This is a genomic window from Rhodococcus quanlei (assembly GCF_055231015.1).
Genome location: NZ_JBUYWD010000035.1, coordinates 1 through 14,837, shown reverse-complemented (window position 1 = coordinate 14,837; position 14,837 = coordinate 1). Strand labels below are relative to the sequence as shown.

The 14,837-nt window shown below is 65.2% G+C and carries 17 protein-coding genes; 7 read left to right on the top strand and 10 right to left on the bottom strand.

From position 1 onward, the window contains the following. The first annotated feature begins 177 nt into the window (after positions 1-177). Entirely contained in the window at positions 178-1,134 is a 957-nt protein-coding gene (locus ACZI8Q_RS20515) for a type I restriction enzyme HsdR N-terminal domain-containing protein (protein WP_463375426.1), read from the top strand. Positions 1,135-1,189: 55 nt separating this feature from the next. Here the strand turns inward: ACZI8Q_RS20515 and ACZI8Q_RS20510 are convergent, their stop codons facing one another. The 4 genes from ACZI8Q_RS20510 to ACZI8Q_RS20495 all read right to left on the bottom strand — a co-directional run bounded on the left by ACZI8Q_RS20510 (position 1,190) and on the right by ACZI8Q_RS20495 (position 3,948). Then, on the bottom strand, positions 1,190-1,360 hold the full coding sequence (locus ACZI8Q_RS20510) for a hypothetical protein (protein WP_463375425.1): 171 nt from the start codon (positions 1,358-1,360) through the stop codon (positions 1,190-1,192). Between the two features lie 190 nt (positions 1,361-1,550). Beyond that, positions 1,551-2,540, bottom strand: a complete 990-nt coding sequence (locus ACZI8Q_RS20505; protein ID WP_463375424.1) for a bile acid:sodium symporter family protein — start codon at positions 2,538-2,540, stop codon at positions 1,551-1,553. Between the two features lie 16 nt (positions 2,541-2,556). Beyond that, the gene (locus tag ACZI8Q_RS20500; protein WP_463375423.1) at positions 2,557-3,522 is read right to left on the bottom strand and encodes a DUF1648 domain-containing protein; all 966 of its coding nucleotides are present in this window, start codon (positions 3,520-3,522) and stop codon (positions 2,557-2,559) included. 24 nt (positions 3,523-3,546) lie between these two features. Then, on the bottom strand, positions 3,547-3,948 hold the full coding sequence (locus ACZI8Q_RS20495) for an SdpI family protein (RefSeq protein WP_463375422.1): 402 nt from the start codon (positions 3,946-3,948) through the stop codon (positions 3,547-3,549). Positions 3,949-4,017: 69 nt separating this feature from the next. Between ACZI8Q_RS20495 and leuS the strand changes: the two genes are divergently transcribed. From leuS to ACZI8Q_RS20475, 4 genes are all read left to right on the top strand, one after another. Continuing rightward, positions 4,018-6,867, top strand: a complete 2,850-nt coding sequence (leuS, locus tag ACZI8Q_RS20490; RefSeq protein ID WP_463375421.1) for a leucine--tRNA ligase — start codon at positions 4,018-4,020, stop codon at positions 6,865-6,867. A 78-nt stretch (positions 6,868-6,945) separates the two neighbouring features. Next, on the top strand, positions 6,946-8,010 hold the full coding sequence (locus ACZI8Q_RS20485) for a DUF6777 domain-containing protein (RefSeq protein ID WP_463375420.1): 1,065 nt from the start codon (positions 6,946-6,948) through the stop codon (positions 8,008-8,010). Positions 8,011-8,094: 84 nt separating this feature from the next. After that, positions 8,095-8,469 carry a nuclear transport factor 2 family protein gene (locus ACZI8Q_RS20480; protein ID WP_463375419.1) on the top strand — a complete coding sequence of 125 codons (375 nt, stop codon included), beginning with the start codon at positions 8,095-8,097 and terminating at the stop codon, positions 8,467-8,469. Between the two features lies 1 nt (position 8,470). Continuing rightward, on the top strand, positions 8,471-9,448 hold the full coding sequence (locus ACZI8Q_RS20475; RefSeq protein WP_463375418.1) for an alpha/beta fold hydrolase: 978 nt from the start codon (positions 8,471-8,473) through the stop codon (positions 9,446-9,448). A gap of 4 nt (positions 9,449-9,452) precedes the next feature. Here the strand turns inward: ACZI8Q_RS20475 and ACZI8Q_RS20470 are convergent, their stop codons facing one another. Together ACZI8Q_RS20470 and ACZI8Q_RS20465 are read right to left on the bottom strand one after the other, a co-directional pair. Then, positions 9,453-10,121: an SDR family oxidoreductase gene (locus ACZI8Q_RS20470; RefSeq protein WP_463375417.1), complete on the bottom strand. Its 669-nt coding sequence runs from the start codon at positions 10,119-10,121 to the stop codon at positions 9,453-9,455. A gap of 9 nt (positions 10,122-10,130) precedes the next feature. Then, positions 10,131-10,514 carry a YybH family protein gene (locus ACZI8Q_RS20465; RefSeq protein ID WP_463375416.1) on the bottom strand — a complete coding sequence of 128 codons (384 nt, stop codon included), beginning with the start codon at positions 10,512-10,514 and terminating at the stop codon, positions 10,131-10,133. Between the two features lie 114 nt (positions 10,515-10,628). Between ACZI8Q_RS20465 and ACZI8Q_RS20460 the strand changes: the two genes are divergently transcribed. Next, positions 10,629-11,501 carry a LysR family transcriptional regulator gene (locus ACZI8Q_RS20460; RefSeq protein WP_463375415.1) on the top strand — a complete coding sequence of 291 codons (873 nt, stop codon included), beginning with the start codon at positions 10,629-10,631 and terminating at the stop codon, positions 11,499-11,501. Here ACZI8Q_RS20460 and ACZI8Q_RS20455 read toward each other — a convergent pair. Continuing rightward, entirely contained in the window at positions 11,460-11,894 is a 435-nt protein-coding gene (locus ACZI8Q_RS20455; RefSeq protein ID WP_463375414.1) for a TIGR03668 family PPOX class F420-dependent oxidoreductase, read from the bottom strand. The genes ACZI8Q_RS20460 and ACZI8Q_RS20455 overlap by 42 nt on opposite strands. Positions 11,895-11,994: 100 nt before the next feature. Between ACZI8Q_RS20455 and ACZI8Q_RS20450 the strand changes: the two genes are divergently transcribed. Continuing rightward, a complete protein-coding gene (locus ACZI8Q_RS20450; protein WP_463375413.1) occupies positions 11,995-12,996 on the top strand; it encodes a PHP domain-containing protein in 1,002 nt (333 codons plus the stop codon). Positions 12,997-13,002: 6 nt separating this feature from the next. On the opposite strand, the gene ACZI8Q_RS20445 is transcribed toward ACZI8Q_RS20450, so the two are convergent. The 3 genes from ACZI8Q_RS20445 to ACZI8Q_RS20435 form a co-directional block, all read right to left on the bottom strand. Next, complete coding sequence (locus tag ACZI8Q_RS20445; RefSeq protein ID WP_463375412.1) at positions 13,003-13,383, bottom strand: nuclear transport factor 2 family protein; 381 nt, start codon at positions 13,381-13,383, stop codon at positions 13,003-13,005. A gap of 14 nt (positions 13,384-13,397) precedes the next feature. Beyond that, positions 13,398-14,213 (bottom strand): MBL fold metallo-hydrolase, encoded by an 816-nt coding sequence (locus ACZI8Q_RS20440; RefSeq protein WP_463375411.1) that lies wholly within the window; start codon positions 14,211-14,213, stop codon positions 13,398-13,400. 21 nt (positions 14,214-14,234) lie between these two features. After that, the coding region (locus tag ACZI8Q_RS20435) for an ESX secretion-associated protein EspG (protein ID WP_463375410.1) at positions 14,235-14,837 on the bottom strand (603 nt) is incomplete at its 5' end.

The window sequence follows — 14,837 nt, the reverse complement described above, 5'->3', positions numbered from 1 at the left end:
TCTCCGGCTCGCCGGCCACGACAACATCGCCGCCGCGTTACGACACCACAGCCGCAACCCGCACCGGCCGATCGACCTACTTCACACCACCTGACATGGGTCTAAACGACTTTGCCGGGGCCCTGGGGGTATGACGTATTCGATCCGCGTGAGGTCGTACCAGAATTCATCGCCGACGTGGGTGTAAAAAAGGGCGAGAAGATCGACTACGCGATCATGAAGCACGGCGAAGTGCAGATCTTGATCGAGTGCAAGAAGGTCGGCGAGCCGCTTAGCCTGCAGCATGCATCACAACTGTTCCGCTACTTCGCAGTTACGTCGGCTCGGATTGCGATTCTGACCAATGGCCAGGTCTACCAGGTCTATACGGATGGCGATGCTCCAAACCGGATGGACGAGAAGCCCTTTTTAGTGTTCGACCTGCTGGATATTGATCGCACTTTGGTGCCGGAGTTGCAGAAGCTGTCGAAGGAATCGTTCGATTTGGACTCGGTTGTGAGTGCCGCTGAGGAACTGAAGTACATCGGCATGATCAAGCGAATCCTCGCAACCGAGGTGAAGTCTCCGAGCGACGAATGGGTGCGCTTCTTCACGTCGCGTGTCTACGACGGCAAAGCAACCCAAAAGGTCGTGGACCAGTTTCGGGTCCTGGTCGGAACGGCAGCAGGGCAATATATCGGTGACCAAGTCAACGACCGCCTGAAGAATGCGCTCGGCGGGGAAGCGATCGCCGAGGTCGTCCCGCCAACCACACCCGGTACCGCCGAGGCGGCGCTTCCGCTGGATAGCGTGGCCCCCGTCGAAATCGAATCCGACGTTGTTACGACCGAGGAAGAGGTCGAAGGCTTCAACATCGTCCGTGCGATCGCGGTCTCGGAGGTGGCACCGGAGAGAATTGTGTTCCGCGACGCGAAGACCTATTTCGCGATCCTGCTGGACGACAACAATCGCAAGCCAGTTATTCGGTTGTACCTGAACGGCAAGAGCGTCAAATACGTGATGGTCTTCGACGACGGCAACAAAGCCGGCACCCGCCATGACATCGCGTCCGTCGTGGATATCTACAAGGTGGCTGACCAGATCAGATCGACGATTCGCGGCTACATCGGCGAACCCGAGCCGGTCGGAGCATAGGGCAGCACGCCGGGGTTTCAGGCCCCGGCGTGTCAGCGGACCGCCGAACCGCCAGTCAGAGCGTGCCGAGCACGTAGCTGTTTGACCAGTTCGACTCACCGTTCGCGGTGACGAAGTAGAAGACGTACTTGAGGATTCCGCAGTCGAACTGGGTGGCGGTGGTCGATTCGCCAGGGGCGAGGGTTCCGACGTCGTGGCCGGAACCCGGGAATGCGTGGACCATCACGCCGGTGGCGTCGACTTCACCCTCGTTGGTGATCAGGACCGAGCAGGCGTTTGGTGCCCTTTGTCATCGCGAGAGTCATCGCCGAAAGTCGAAGCAGGCGTATGGGTTTCTCGTTTTCTCGCACCGACCCTGTGCGACCGCACTCTGCCTCCGGGGCGCGGGCCAAGAGCCAGATTCCGACGAAACTTGCTCAACCGACGCCAACCGATTCGTCCGGGTGTCGCTTCGCGTACTTCTGGGCCAGCGCAGCGCAGACGATGAGTTGAATCTGGTGGAAGATGATCAGGGGCAACACGATCAGACCTACAGGGCCACCGGCGAACAGCACCGATGCCATCGGCAGGCCGGTGGCCAGGCTCTTCTTCGATCCGCAGAACGTGATCACGATGCGATCCCCCCGCGGGAAGCCCAGCTTGCGGCCGACGAACGTGGTGATCCCGAGTACCAGCGCCAGGATCGCGCAGCACACGAGTGCTGTGGCGGCGATCTGCCACGGCGACACGGCGGACCAGATGTCTTCGCGCATGCTCGCGCTGAACGCGGAGAACACGACCAGCAGGATCGATCCGCGATCGACGAGCTTGGTGGGTGCGGCATGGCGACCGAGCCAGTCGATGACGAAGGGCCGGATCAGTTGCCCGATCAGGAACGGCACCAGTAGTTGCGCCACGATGTCGAGGATTGCGGACGCGTCGACCGTCGCCTCGCCGGTGGTGTTCATCAGCAGGATCACCAGTAACGGTGTGAGGAAGACACCCACCAGGTTTGAGAACGAGGCGCTGACGACCGCCCCGGCGATGTTGCCGCGAGCGATGGAGGTGAACGCGATCGAGGACTGCACGGTCGACGGCACCAGGCACAGGTAGAGGATGCCGGTGTACAACTCGTCGCTGACGACGGTGGGTGCCAGAAACCGGAGGGCAAGGCCGATCAGGGGAAACAGCACGTATGTTGCGGCGAACACCACCGAGTGAAGACGCCAGTGCTTCACCCCTTCGAGGGCTTCGCGTGGTGACAGCCGGGCGCCGTAGAGAAGGAACAGCAGCGCGATCGCGATCTTCGTCGCCCAATCCAGGACGGACTCCCACGAACCCTCGGCCGGGAAAAGTGTGCCCAGCACGGCGGCAGCGAAGATGCCGAGGATGAACCCGTCGATGTAGAACCGGCTGAGAAACTTCACGAAGCCAAGAGTAGGTCTAGCGCGCGTCGGCCAGCGAATTGAGCACCCCGGCCATCTCCTCGGCTTTCGGGCTGGTGACGGTCAGGCGGTCGCCGCTCGCGGTGCTGAGAATCAGCGCCGGACCGCTGCGTGTAACCACCCCGTAGTTGCGTGGTCCCTTCACTTTCAGACCCCAACCGCCGAAATCGGCGAATGGCTTCACCTCGGCTACCCGCACACCCTCGATCTCCTCGATGCCGTAGGACACCGACGTCATGCCCATGTTCAGTACGCGGATCCCGGCGTCGTCGACGACAACTCGGAACCGCAGCGTGGCCAGCACGAGGAGAATGATCGGGATGAAGACGGTGAGGAGCCACCAGCTGCCGACGAGGCTCGACAACCAGATGGCCGGTACCGCGACCAACAGGACGAGAACCACCGAACCGACAGTGCCGAAACCCACGTCGTCGGTGACCGGAGCCGCAGACGCCGGGTATCGGGGAAGGTCGGCGTCGGGTCGTTCGGTGGCGGGCACGCGGACGCGGTAGTCGCGCAGAAACGAGGCCCCGACCAGGCCCAGCACCGTCCCGACGATCCCCCCGATACCCAGGGCCGACATCGGCAGTGCGACATCCGCCGCGGAATCGAGGTCGAGCTGATCCGACAGCACGATGACCTGCATGGTGGTGAGCAGGCCGACCACCCAGAGCCCGAAGAACAACATGAGCCGCCGGACCATCAACTGTCCGCCGGCAAGCGCCGCGAACGCGCAGCATCCGCCGCCGATCAGAACGACAAGGAGGGCCATTGTCCAGGCGCTGGCCATCGGCGAATCGAAACCGTCCGGCGAGGCGCCACTGCCGGACCAGTGGATCGCGATTTCTGCGGGCAGGCGTGGCTGCCAGATCTTGGTGAGGATGACGCCCCCGGCCGCGGCCAGTACCGGAAGAAGCAGACCGAACAGGGCACCGGCGGGGTCGACGATCCGGGAGGAACTCACGTCGGCAATGTTGGTGTCAGCCGATCAGGACGGCTGGCACGCATCCTTGAGGCTGCAGGCGCCGCAGGACGAGCCGCAGCCACCGGTGTCGGGTGCGGGCAGGGCGGCCGCGGTGCGGGCACCGAGTGCCGCGCCCAGGGCCGTGGTGATCACGGCGGCGACGACGGAGACTCCGACGGCCGCGAAACCGAGGGCGCCATCGACCAGCGTGGCGGCGGCGCTGCCGATGACGAGAAGCACCGCAGAGGCCATCACCGTGGGCGCGGCAACTTTGTTGGCCAGCGCAAACGTCTCGTCGTCGCGCAAGGTCTCGGGTGTACGCACACCCGCCCAGCGGTTGCGTGGCAGGCGTTCGGTGAAGCCGGCGACGGCGACACCGCCGAGCACAACGGCCAGCACGAGAAGCACCACGGAAACGATCAACACGTGCCCAGGATACGGCGCCTGACCGGTGGCGGGTGAATCCGGGTGGCGGGACGCTCTAAAATGGCAACAGTGACCGACTCCGCTTCGCCCACCCAACCGTCCGACGCGACCCCGCAGCACCGCTACACCGCGGACCTCGCGGGCCGCATCGAGCAGCGCTGGCAGGAACGCTGGAGCGAGGAAGGCACCTTCGACGCCCCCAACCCGGTGGGCGCGCTGGCGCCGGACGACGATCGCTCCGTGCCGGGCGACAAGCTGTTCGTCCAGGACATGTTCCCGTATCCCTCGGGGTCGGGCCTGCATGTGGGGCACCCTCTCGGGTACATCGCGACGGACGTCTTCGCTCGCTACCACCGCATGCAGGGTCACAACGTCCTGCACACCCTCGGGTACGACGCCTTCGGGCTGCCGGCCGAGCAGTACGCGGTGCAGACGGGCACGCATCCGCGCACCACAACCGAGTCGAACATCGCGAACATGAAGCGTCAGCTTCGCCGTCTGGGCCTGGGCCACGACGAGCGTCGCAGCCTGGCGACCACCGACGTCGACTTCTACCACTGGACGCAGTGGATCTTCCTGCAGATCCACGGTGCCTGGTACGACAAGGACGCCGACAAGGCCCGCCCCGTCGCCGAGCTCGAGGCTGAGCTCGATTCGGGTGAACGCGCCCTGGACGACGGCCGTGACTGGAACGCCTTGTCCGCGGCTGACAAGGCGTCCGTGATCGATTCCTACCGGCTCGTGTACCAGTCGGATTCGATGGTCAACTGGTGCCCCGGGCTGGGTACGGTGCTGGCCAACGAGGAGGTGACCGCCGACGGACGCAGCGATCGCGGCAACTTCCCCGTGTTCCGTAAGCACCTGCAGCAGTGGATGATGCGGATCACCGCCTACTCCGACCGTCTCGTCGACGATCTCGACCATTTGGATTGGCCGGACAAGGTCAAGAGCATGCAGCGCAACTGGATCGGCCGTTCGCACGGCGCCCAGGTTGCGTTCACGTCGGGTGAGCAGAAGATCGAGGTGTTCACCACCCGCCCCGACACCCTGTACGGCGCAACGTATGTCACGCTCGCGCCCGAGCATGCCCTGGTCGACACCTTGGTGGCGGACGTGTGGCCGGATGGAGTCGACCCGCGGTGGACCGGTGGCGGCGCAACACCGGCAGAAGCGGTTGCGGCATACCGCAAGTCGATCGCGGCGAAGTCCGACCTCGAACGCCAGGAAAACAAGGAGAAGACCGGCGTCTTCCTCGGCGCGTACGCGGTCAATCCGGTCAACGGGCACCAGCTGCCCATCTTCGTCGCCGACTATGTGCTCACCGGCTACGGCACCGGCGCCATCATGGCCGTCCCGGGCCACGACCACCGCGACTGGGAGTTCGCCACCGCCTTCGGTCTCGACATCGTCGAGGTCATTGCCGGTGGTGACGTCACCGAGGCCGCCTACACCGGCGACGGTCCTCTGGTGAACTCCGGTCTGCTCGACGGGCTCGCGGTCGCCGACGCGAAGACCACCATCACCGAATACCTCGAACAGCAGGGCACCGGCCGCGGCACCATCCAGTACAAGCTGCGTGACTGGTTGTTCGCGCGTCAGCGCTACTGGGGTGAGCCCTTCCCGATCGTCTACTCGGCCGACGGCACCGCCCACGCGTTGCCCGAGTCCGAACTGCCGGTCGAATTGCCCGAGGTGGAGGACTATGCGCCCGTCTCGTTCGACCCGGACGACGAGAACTCCGAGCCGTCTCCCCCGCTCGCAAAGGCCACCGACTGGGTGAACGTCGAACTCGACCTCGGGGACGGACTGCAGACCTACCACCGCGACACCAACGTCATGCCGCAGTGGGCGGGTAGCTCCTGGTACCAGCTGCGCTACATCGACCCCACCAACCAGGATGCGTTCTGCGACAAGGAGAACGAGGCCTACTGGGTGGGTCCGCGCCCCGAACTGCACGGTGCGAACGATCCCGGCGGGGTCGACCTCTACGTGGGTGGCGTCGAGCACGCCGTACTGCACCTGTTGTACTCGCGGTTCTGGCACAAGGTGCTCTTCGACCTCGGCTACGTCAGCTCGAGCGAACCGTTCCGGCGCCTCTACAATCAGGGCTACATCCAGGCGTACGCATACACGGATGCGCGCGGAGTTTACGTGCCTGCCGAGGACGTCGAAGAGCGCGACGGCAAGTACTTCTACGAAGGCGCCGAGGTCAAGCGCGAGTACGGAAAGATGGGCAAGTCGCTCAAGAACTCCGTCTCACCGGACGAGATCTGCAACGAGTACGGCGCAGACACCCTGCGCGTCTACGAGATGTCGATGGGTCCGCTGGACACGTCCCGCCCGTGGGCGACCAAGGATGTCGTCGGCGCGCAGCGGTTCCTGCAGCGTCTGTGGCGAGTGGTGGTGGACGAGGAGTCCGGCGACCTCCGAGTTACCGACGCCGAGCCCACCGAGAACACGCTGCGTGCGCTGAACAAGGCGATTGCCGGCGTGTCCGACGATTACACGGCGCTGCGGGACAACACGGCCACCGCGAAGCTCATCGAGTACACGAACCATCTCACCAAGGCATACCCGGGCGGGGCGCCGCGGTCGGCGGTGGAACCGCTCGTGCTGATGGTCGCGCCCCTCGCCCCGCACCTTGCGGAGGAACTGTGGGCGCGCCTCGGTCACGAGGGCACCCTCGCGCACGGACCGTTCCCCACCGCCGACGAAAAATGGCTGGTCGAGGACACCGTCGAGTACCCGATCCAGGTCAACGGCAAGGTGCGGAGCCGCATCAGCGTTCCGGCCGACGCCTCACGTGAGGATGTCGAGAAGATCGCGCTGGCGGACGAGAAGATCGTGGAGTTGCTCGAGGGCAACGATCCGCGCAAGGTGATCGTCGTTCCGGGGAAGATGGTCAACGTGGTGCGCTGACGCGCCTGTGAGCGGTTTGTGACCCTCTGGGCTCGCGAATCACGCACGGGGCCGGGGGTTGCTGCATACGATGGGCCCGTGGCCACGGAGCGCAGACGGGTACCTCGCGCATGGTTGCTGGCTGTGTGCGCGGCGGTGACGGCTGCCGGTACAGCTTGTACCGCCGGCGACGGGTCGTCGACCGAACGGGTGGAGCTCGAGATGGCCGTCGAACAGGGCGGACTGCCGTGGACGGACGTACTGCTTCCGCCGCAGGTGCCGACATCTGTTCCAGCCGGTCCACGCGCTACCGCAATCCCCAAAGGGGACGACGGTGCCGGGCTTCCCGGCGGCGGAACGGGAGTGTTCGTCGACGGTAACCGTGACGGTCTGTACGGCGGCAGCCCCCACCGCCCGCTGTGTGACCGCGAGAAGCTTGCGGCCCAGCTCGAAGAGGCCGAAGCCAAGGCCTTCTCTTGGGCAAATACTCTGGATGTGGAGAACATTCGCAGATACATCCGGTCGTTGACGCCGCTGCTGTTGCGCGCAGATACACGCGTCACCAGCCATGGATTCGACGACGGGGTGGCGAAGAGTTCGCAGGTCGTACTGGAATCGGGCACGGTGGTCCTCGTCGACGTGTTCGGCATGCCGATGGTGCGGTGCATGGACGGCAGTCCCCTCACCATGCCGTTGTTGAACAGCGACTCGGAGCCGTCCGGTCAGCCGTGGCCGGGCTTTTCGGCCGACGACGTGATCGTCGTCCAACCTTCGGAGCAGCGACTCGACGAATTGCGGGTGGTGGCACTCACCACCGGCGACCTGATCCGCATACCGACCGGCACGGGGCCGCAGCAGGCTGCACCACCTGCACCCTCGTCCGTGGAACCGGTGGCCGTGCGAGACTCGTCCGAGTCTTCTGCGCGGGTCGAGCGGGAACCAAGCCTCGAACCCCGACCCGAACCGAGGCCGGAGCCCGTCGAGGCACCACCGCCACCGCCTCCGCCACCGCCACCGCCACCAGCGCCGGAGCCTCCTCCACCGCCCCCTGCGCCGGAGCCGGCGCCTGCCCCGGCGCCGCCACCTCCGCCTCCGCCACCACCGCCGCCGCAGGTGCAGCTTCATATCCCAGGTCTGCCGCCCATCTTCATTCCGGTGCCTTAGGGGTTCCGCTGAGCGTGTTGTAGCCGTACTCTCGCTGAGTGATCGTTCAGACTTGTAACACGTTCTACCGAATGGAGTGTGAGCATGGCGCCGTCGGCCGATGACATCCGTAAGACCGTGACCAGGTACCTCGAGGCCGTCGCGAAGGGGACCGTCGACGATGTGATGGCCCTGTATGCGGACGGTGCGACGATCGAAGATCCGGTCGGCACAGACCCGCGGACCACCACCGAGTCGATCCGTGAGTTCTACGCGGTCGTCCAACCGCTCGAGCAGTCGGCGGAACTGGTGACGCTCCGCATCGCGGGCAACGAGGCCGCATTCCAGTTCTCGCTCGTCACCCACCTGGGTGAACAGTCGATGGAGCTTGCACCGATCGACGTGATGACCTTCGACGACGAAGGGAAGATCCTCACCATGCGGGCGTTCTGGAGTCAAGAAGACATGATCACCCGCTGACATGTCGAGCACGACCTTGCAACAGACTGTGGTGTCGGTGACGGCCGAAGACGGCTTCCGGTGGCAGGTCACCGACAGTGGCAGCGGCCCCGCCGTGGTGATGTGCCACGGCTTCCCCGGCTTGGCGTACAGCTTCCGGCACCAGGTCGAGGCGCTCGCTGCCGCGGGTTTCCGGGCGGTCGCGCCCGACATGCCCGGCTTCGGCGGCACCGAGGTGCCGGAAGACCTCGCGGGATATACCAACGATCAGGTCGCGGACCGGCTGGTGTCCCTGCTCGACGCGCTCGGCATCGACGACGCGGTCTTGGTCGGCCACGACTTCGGCGCGCCGGCGGTGTGGACTGTGGCCGAGAAGTATCCGGAGCGCGTGCGGGGATTGGTCCTCCTCGCGGTTCCGTACACGCCGGACCCGATGCCGGTGCGTCCGTCGGAGTTGTTCGCGAGGCTGGCGCAGAAGCATTTCCTGCACCTGCACTACTTCCAGCAACCCGGTGTTGCCGACGCAGAACTGGCGAAGGACCCGCGACGCTTTCTGCGTCGGCTCTTCTTCGCCTTGTCCGGGGCATACGACTACCTCGACATCTGGCAACACTGTTCGGAGGGCAACGGATACCTCGACGTGCTGCCGTGTGCACCCGCTCTGCCCTGGTCCTGGTTGTCGGAAGACGAATTCGAGCACTATGTTTCGGTCTTCACCGATACCGGGTTCACGGGCGGGCTGAACTGGTATCGGGCCTACGACCGCAACTGGGAACAGCACCACGAGCGGAATCATGAGATCACCGCGCCGACCCTGTACGTCGCGGGCGCAGCGGATCCGGTGATCGCGATGAGCGGCCCACAAGCCTTGGATCGCATGCGGGCATCCGTCCCTGATCTGCGGGGCGCGCACCTACTCGATCACTCGGGGCACTTCGTTCAACAGGAGCGGGCCGAGACGGTGAATCGGTTGCTCCTCGACTTCGTTCGCGGCCTGTAGCCGTTCAGCGCACACGCAGCACAACTTCCGTCGGATGCGCGTCCGCGGGCGCCTCTATCGCGTTCCGAACGGCGGCGGCCACCGTGGCCGGTTTCAGGAACTTCCCGCCGTCGTACTCGCCGCCCTCGTGAGCGACGATGTCGCGTTGCATGTCCGTGTCGATGCGGCCCGGATGTACCGAGGTGACGCGAATCGACGGCTCTTCGAGGCGCAGCGCATCCCCGAAAGCCTTCAGCGCGAACTTGCTCGCCGCATACGACGCCCATCCCGCGTTGGCACGCAGGCCGGCGCCCGAATTGATCAGCACCACATGCCCGCCCGCCGCCCGGAGTGCAGGCAGGAGAAGGCGTGTGGATTCGGCGACCGCGATCACGTTCGCCTCGAGCGTGCGACGCCACTGATCGACGGACGACTCGGCGATCGTATTCAGGTCGGCGACACCCGCGTTGTGGACCAGCACGTCGAGGCTGTCGATCTTCGCGCACGCCTGCGCCACGGATGGGTAGTCCGTGAGGTCCACCGGCCACGGCGCCGAATCGGGCAGCTCTGCGGTGATGGCTCGAAGCGATTCGGCCGAACTGGCTCCCAACAGCAGGTCATGTGTGGGCGCCAGTTCGCGGGCGATGGCGGCGCCGAGACCGCGGGAGGCGCCGGTGACGAGGGCGGTAGGCATGATTCGAGGCTAGCGCGAGTCGGGCCGGACGAACTCGGGCTGATCCAGAACCCGCAGCCATGACCCGTCCGTTTGCCGTCTCGCTACCTGCGCGCGGGCGCCCGTCCCGTCCTTGGGTGGGGTGGCGGTGAGCGCCAGATCCCCGCTGATCAGCGTGGGTAGTGGTGGTTCGGGCTCGAAATGCGGGGCGTTCGCGAGCACCGATTCCCACAACTGCTCGATGGCAGCGCGACCCACGGTGCGGCTTCCGGGCGGGTAAGCCATCACGGCGTCCTCGGCGTAGAGCGCGGCCACTCCCGCGGCATCTCCGGCATTGGAGCGTTCGACGAACAGCCGGGTGAGATCCTCCGGCTGCATGGCCTTCTCCTGATCGAGCTTTATGTTGTCCGACATGGGATTCCCCTCTCTTCCGTGGTTGATACGTCCAGTGTGGGATCGAATCGATATGAAGTCCAACAGATAGTTCTTCTGAGAACTAGAATCAGAGGTTATGGAAATGGGACGGTTATGGAGCTGAGGCAGCTCGAATACTTCGTCGCCGTGGCCGAGGAGGCCAACTTCACGAGAGCTGCCGAACGTATGCGCATCAGCCAGTCGGGTATCAGTGCGCAGATCAGAGCGTTGGAACGCGAACTCGGCGCCACCCTCATCGACCGGTCCACCCGAAAAGCCACTCTGACCGTAGCCGGGAAAGCCGTCCTCGAGCATGCTCGTGACGCATTGGCGGCGGCTGGATCCGTGCGCCAGTCCGTCGATGAGGTCAACAGTCTCGTGCGTGGGAACCTCTACGTCGGCATGGTGACGGCCTGCACGGTGCCGGCCCTGTTCGACGCACTGGAGGCATTCCACTCCCTACACCCGGGAGTGGAAGTATCTCTGGCAGAGAGCAACTCGGATGTATTGATCGACAGAGTGCGGTCGGGTGAGCTCGATATAGCGTTGGTGGGGACCGCGGACGCTCCCCCGGCGGACCTCGAAATCTTGACGATCATCAGTGAGCCATTGACGGCATTGGTGCCCCCACGTCATCCGCTGGCAGGCCGTGTCGGCGCGAAGTTGTCGCAGGTAGTCCAATTTTCTATCGTCTGCCTGCCGGAGGGGACGGGAATCCGAACGGTGTTCGACCGCGCTTGTTCGGTGCTCGGACTCCATGCCGACATCGGGCTGGCCGCTACGGCGCCGGATGCGGTTGCAGACCTCGCAGCGCGTGGGCTCGGTGTTGCCGTTCTCAGCCGCTCGATGGCTGCCGCTTATCCGCACCTTCAGCAGGTGCTCATCGAGGACGCCGCGATACCTGCCGTGCTGTCGCTCGTGTGGTCGCGGCGTAAGAGCCCAGCACTACGTGAGTTCCTCGTGCATGCTCGCCGCTGCTTCGCCTGACCAGGAGTGCCACCGGAGGTTGCGGACCGCGATCACCGGCCCGGGCGGGCGGACCAGGGCGTATTGCGGGTACTTCTCGGTGAGGGCGTCGAGTGCCTGTTCCGCCTCGGTCCCGCCCTTCTCCAAAATCTCGGCGGTACCGTCCACCCGCACCCACCACAGGTTCTCCCAGTCCTCCTCGTAATGGTCGACCAGAATGGTGATCCGGGAATTGGCGACGATGTTGTCGAGACGGCGCAACGCCTTGGTGCGCTTCGGTTTGTCGTCCACGCAGGTGTAGACGGTGTCGTCGGCCAACGCGAACACGACCGGCACCAAATGCGGTCGACCGGACTGATCTGCGGTCGCCATCCTCGCGATCCTGGCCGCTGCGAAAGGCTGCTCGGTACGCATGTCTCCACGGTGCCATCTGGGACGACCTGCGTCGAGGGTCATCTGCGACGACCTGCGTCGAGACCTTGCCTCGATGGTCGTTGTGGGCCAGCCTGGGTAGATGGATCCCGTTGCGGCCTTGCGTGAGGTGGCGTTCTGGATGGAGCGGGCCCGTGCGCAGTCGCACCGGGTGAAGGCGTACCGCCGGGCCGCGGACGTGGTGTCGGAGTTGTCCACCGAGCAGCGGGAACTGCGCCAGCGGATGGGTACGTGGACCGATTTGCCTGGGATCGGACCGAAGACCGCCGGTGTGATCGGCGCATCGTTCGACGGCGTTCCGAAACATCTGGAGGAACTGCGCGCCGCTGCCGAGCCGATCGGGGGCGGGCCCCTGCGGGACGCACTGAAAGGCGATCTGCACACGCATTCCGACTGGTCCGACGGCGGAAGCCCGATCGAGGAGATGATGCGCACCGCTGCCGCGCTCGGTCACGAGTATTGCGCTCTCACAGACCATTCCCCGCGCTTGACCGTGGCCAACGGACTGTCGGCCGAGCGGCTGCGCAGCCAGTTGGACGTGCTGCGCACCCTCCGGGAAGGATTGGCGCCCTTACGGATTCTCGCCGGAATCGAGGTCGACATTCTCGACGACGGCTCCCTCGACCAGGACGAGGATCTCCTCGACGAACTCGACATCGTCGTCGCCAGTGTGCATTCCAAGCTGCGCGCCGAACACGGTGCGATGACGCGGCGCATGATCCGCGCCGCCCGGAACCCTCGCGTCGACATACTGGGGCACTGCACGGGTCGACTGGTGGAAGGTGGGCGCGGCACCCGGCCCGAATCGAAGTTCGATGCCGAGAAGGTGTTCGAGGCGTGCCGTGACTCCGGGACGGCCATCGAGATCAACAGCCGACCGGAACGCCGTGACCCGCCGGGCCGACTCATCGATCTCGCGATCGACGTGGGCTGCGTATTCGCCATCGACACGGACGCACACGCGCCCGGACAACTCGCCTGGCAGGGCTACGGCTGTGAGCGTGCGTCTCGGTGCGGTGTTGCGCCGGACCGAGTGGTCAACACCTGGTCGGCAGACGAGCTGCTGGCCTGGACCGAGTCGTAGCCGGGATCACCCTTCGTAGAGGTCGGCCTCGCCCAGTCCGGTGGCGGCGAAAGCGTCCTCGAGGTTGGGGTGGCGCACCACCGTCACCACCTGATCGTCGACTACTCGGAGCGCAATCGCCTCCTCGATAGGGTGGTCGGGATCGGACGCCCACGTGGACGTGTCCTCGACGACCACGATGCCGTTGTGCTCGAACATGCGTCCCATCGTGAGGGTCACCCCGGCCGACGTCGCCCACTCGCGTAGTTCGTCGAGACCCTGATCGGGATCGTCGTCGTCGGTGGGCAGCACGATGTCATCGGCCGACAGCGCCAGCAGTGTGTCGATATCGTTGCTGTTGACGGCATCGTGCCAGGCCAGAACGGTTGCGATCGCGGACGTGCTCATGCGCGTAAGCCTAGTCACGAAATGTGAGCAGTACTTCCGGATGCGCGCAATTCTTCGAACTGGGTGCGGTCGTGGGCGCAGAACACTTTCACCCGTGTGGAGGTTTGCTGATTCAGTTCGCGCAGGCGCCGATGATTTTCGCTGATCTTGCTGCGATCGTCCGCAAGAAGCGTCTCGACGCCGCGGCTGAGGTGGCCGAGCACGCCGGCACCTCTCGAGTCGACGACGCTGTGGTGGTAGAACGCGTCACCGGCATGGACGAGCCAACCGTCCTTGCCGGTGTCCACTGCTACCGCCGCATGGCCCTTCGTGTGTCCCGGCAACGGTAGCAGCGCAAAACCCTCACCGATGGCCCGGAGCGGATAGGCGCCGGGGAAGCCGAGGAACTCCTCGCCGGGACCGTCGTAGGTGCGGGTCATGGCCTCGGACGGGATTTGCGCGGGACGGTAGCGAACCTGGTCCGATGCCGCCGAACGGGCACGCGCAGCGTCGTCCTCGACCGCGGTGGTGTGGACGGTGGCGGAGGGGAAGTCCGCCGCGCCGCCGATGTGGTCGAAATCGAGGTGGGTGGCGATGATGTGGGTGACGTCCGTGGCCGCGAACCCGAGGTGTTCGAGTTGCCGGACGGCCGCCTCGGATTCGATGAGTTTGGCGCCCATCAGCCTGGGAAGCGGGCCTAAGCGACTACTCCGTTCGGCCATGTCGGTCAGCCCGAAACCGCTGTCGACCAGTACAATTCCGGTATCCGTCTCGCAGGCGAGGACGTGACACACATTCGTCCCGACGAGCGGAACCTCGACTGTCCCGCAGTTGAGGTGATGAACCTTCATGCGATCACATTAGCGGTGACGTCACTGGACGGCCATTTCGCTGCGGCTTTCCTCGGTGGCGGCAGCGACCAGTTTCTGGACCAGGGTCGACAGGGCATCGTCGCGGCCGGGGATGGCGGATACTGTGCGCGGGCTCGAGGCAACGAGGTAGCGGCCGTCGTCTGCGATGTCGACCCACCGCACCTCGCGCACGTGGCCGGTGTCGCGTGCACCGATGGTTGCGCCGGAATACACTTCGACGCGCCCGACCCCGACGCGGGGAAGATCCAGTAGTTGTTCGAGTTCCTGTTTCGGTGTGGCCTGACGGCTGGGTTCACGCAACCACGATGTGGGGGTGTCGAACTCGCCACCCGGTTCGTTTTCGAGGTCGCGTCGGTCGACGTCGATGCGTGCGCGTCGTCCCGGGTCGACGTCCGGCAGCGCATGGGCGATGGCGTCGCCGCAACGCCCGTGCGGTAGGCGTGAAAGATGCACGGCGCCGCCGCATCCGTGATCCGGGCCGGGGTCTTGCCGCATGAGGACGGCGTGCGGGCCGCGCACGGCAACATACGCCCGTACTTTTTCGGCTTCGCCGGGTCCGGTGAACCCGCACGCATACACCCGTGCCTCGGGGTTGAGCATGGT

Excerpts from the sequence above, each read along its gene's own strand:
- ACZI8Q_RS20470 (WP_463375417.1), bottom strand. The coding sequence starts at position 10,121 with ATGCCTACCGCCCTCGTCACCGGCGCCTCCCGCGGTCTCGGCGCCGCC.
- ACZI8Q_RS20465 (WP_463375416.1), bottom strand. The coding sequence starts at position 10,514 with ATGTCGGACAACATAAAGCTCGATCAGGAGAAGGCCATGCAGCCGGAG.
- ACZI8Q_RS20440 (WP_463375411.1), bottom strand. The coding sequence starts at position 14,213 with ATGAAGGTTCATCACCTCAACTGCGGGACAGTCGAGGTTCCGCTCGTC.
- ACZI8Q_RS20450 (WP_463375413.1), top strand. The coding sequence starts at position 11,995 with ATGGATCCCGTTGCGGCCTTGCGTGAGGTGGCGTTCTGGATGGAGCGG.
- ACZI8Q_RS20460 (WP_463375415.1), top strand. The coding sequence starts at position 10,629 with ATGGAGCTGAGGCAGCTCGAATACTTCGTCGCCGTGGCCGAGGAGGCC.
- ACZI8Q_RS20480 (WP_463375419.1), top strand. The coding sequence starts at position 8,095 with ATGGCGCCGTCGGCCGATGACATCCGTAAGACCGTGACCAGGTACCTC.
- ACZI8Q_RS20475 (WP_463375418.1), top strand. The coding sequence starts at position 8,471 with ATGTCGAGCACGACCTTGCAACAGACTGTGGTGTCGGTGACGGCCGAA.
- ACZI8Q_RS20455 (WP_463375414.1), bottom strand. The coding sequence starts at position 11,894 with ATGCGTACCGAGCAGCCTTTCGCAGCGGCCAGGATCGCGAGGATGGCG.
- ACZI8Q_RS20445 (WP_463375412.1), bottom strand. The coding sequence starts at position 13,383 with ATGAGCACGTCCGCGATCGCAACCGTTCTGGCCTGGCACGATGCCGTC.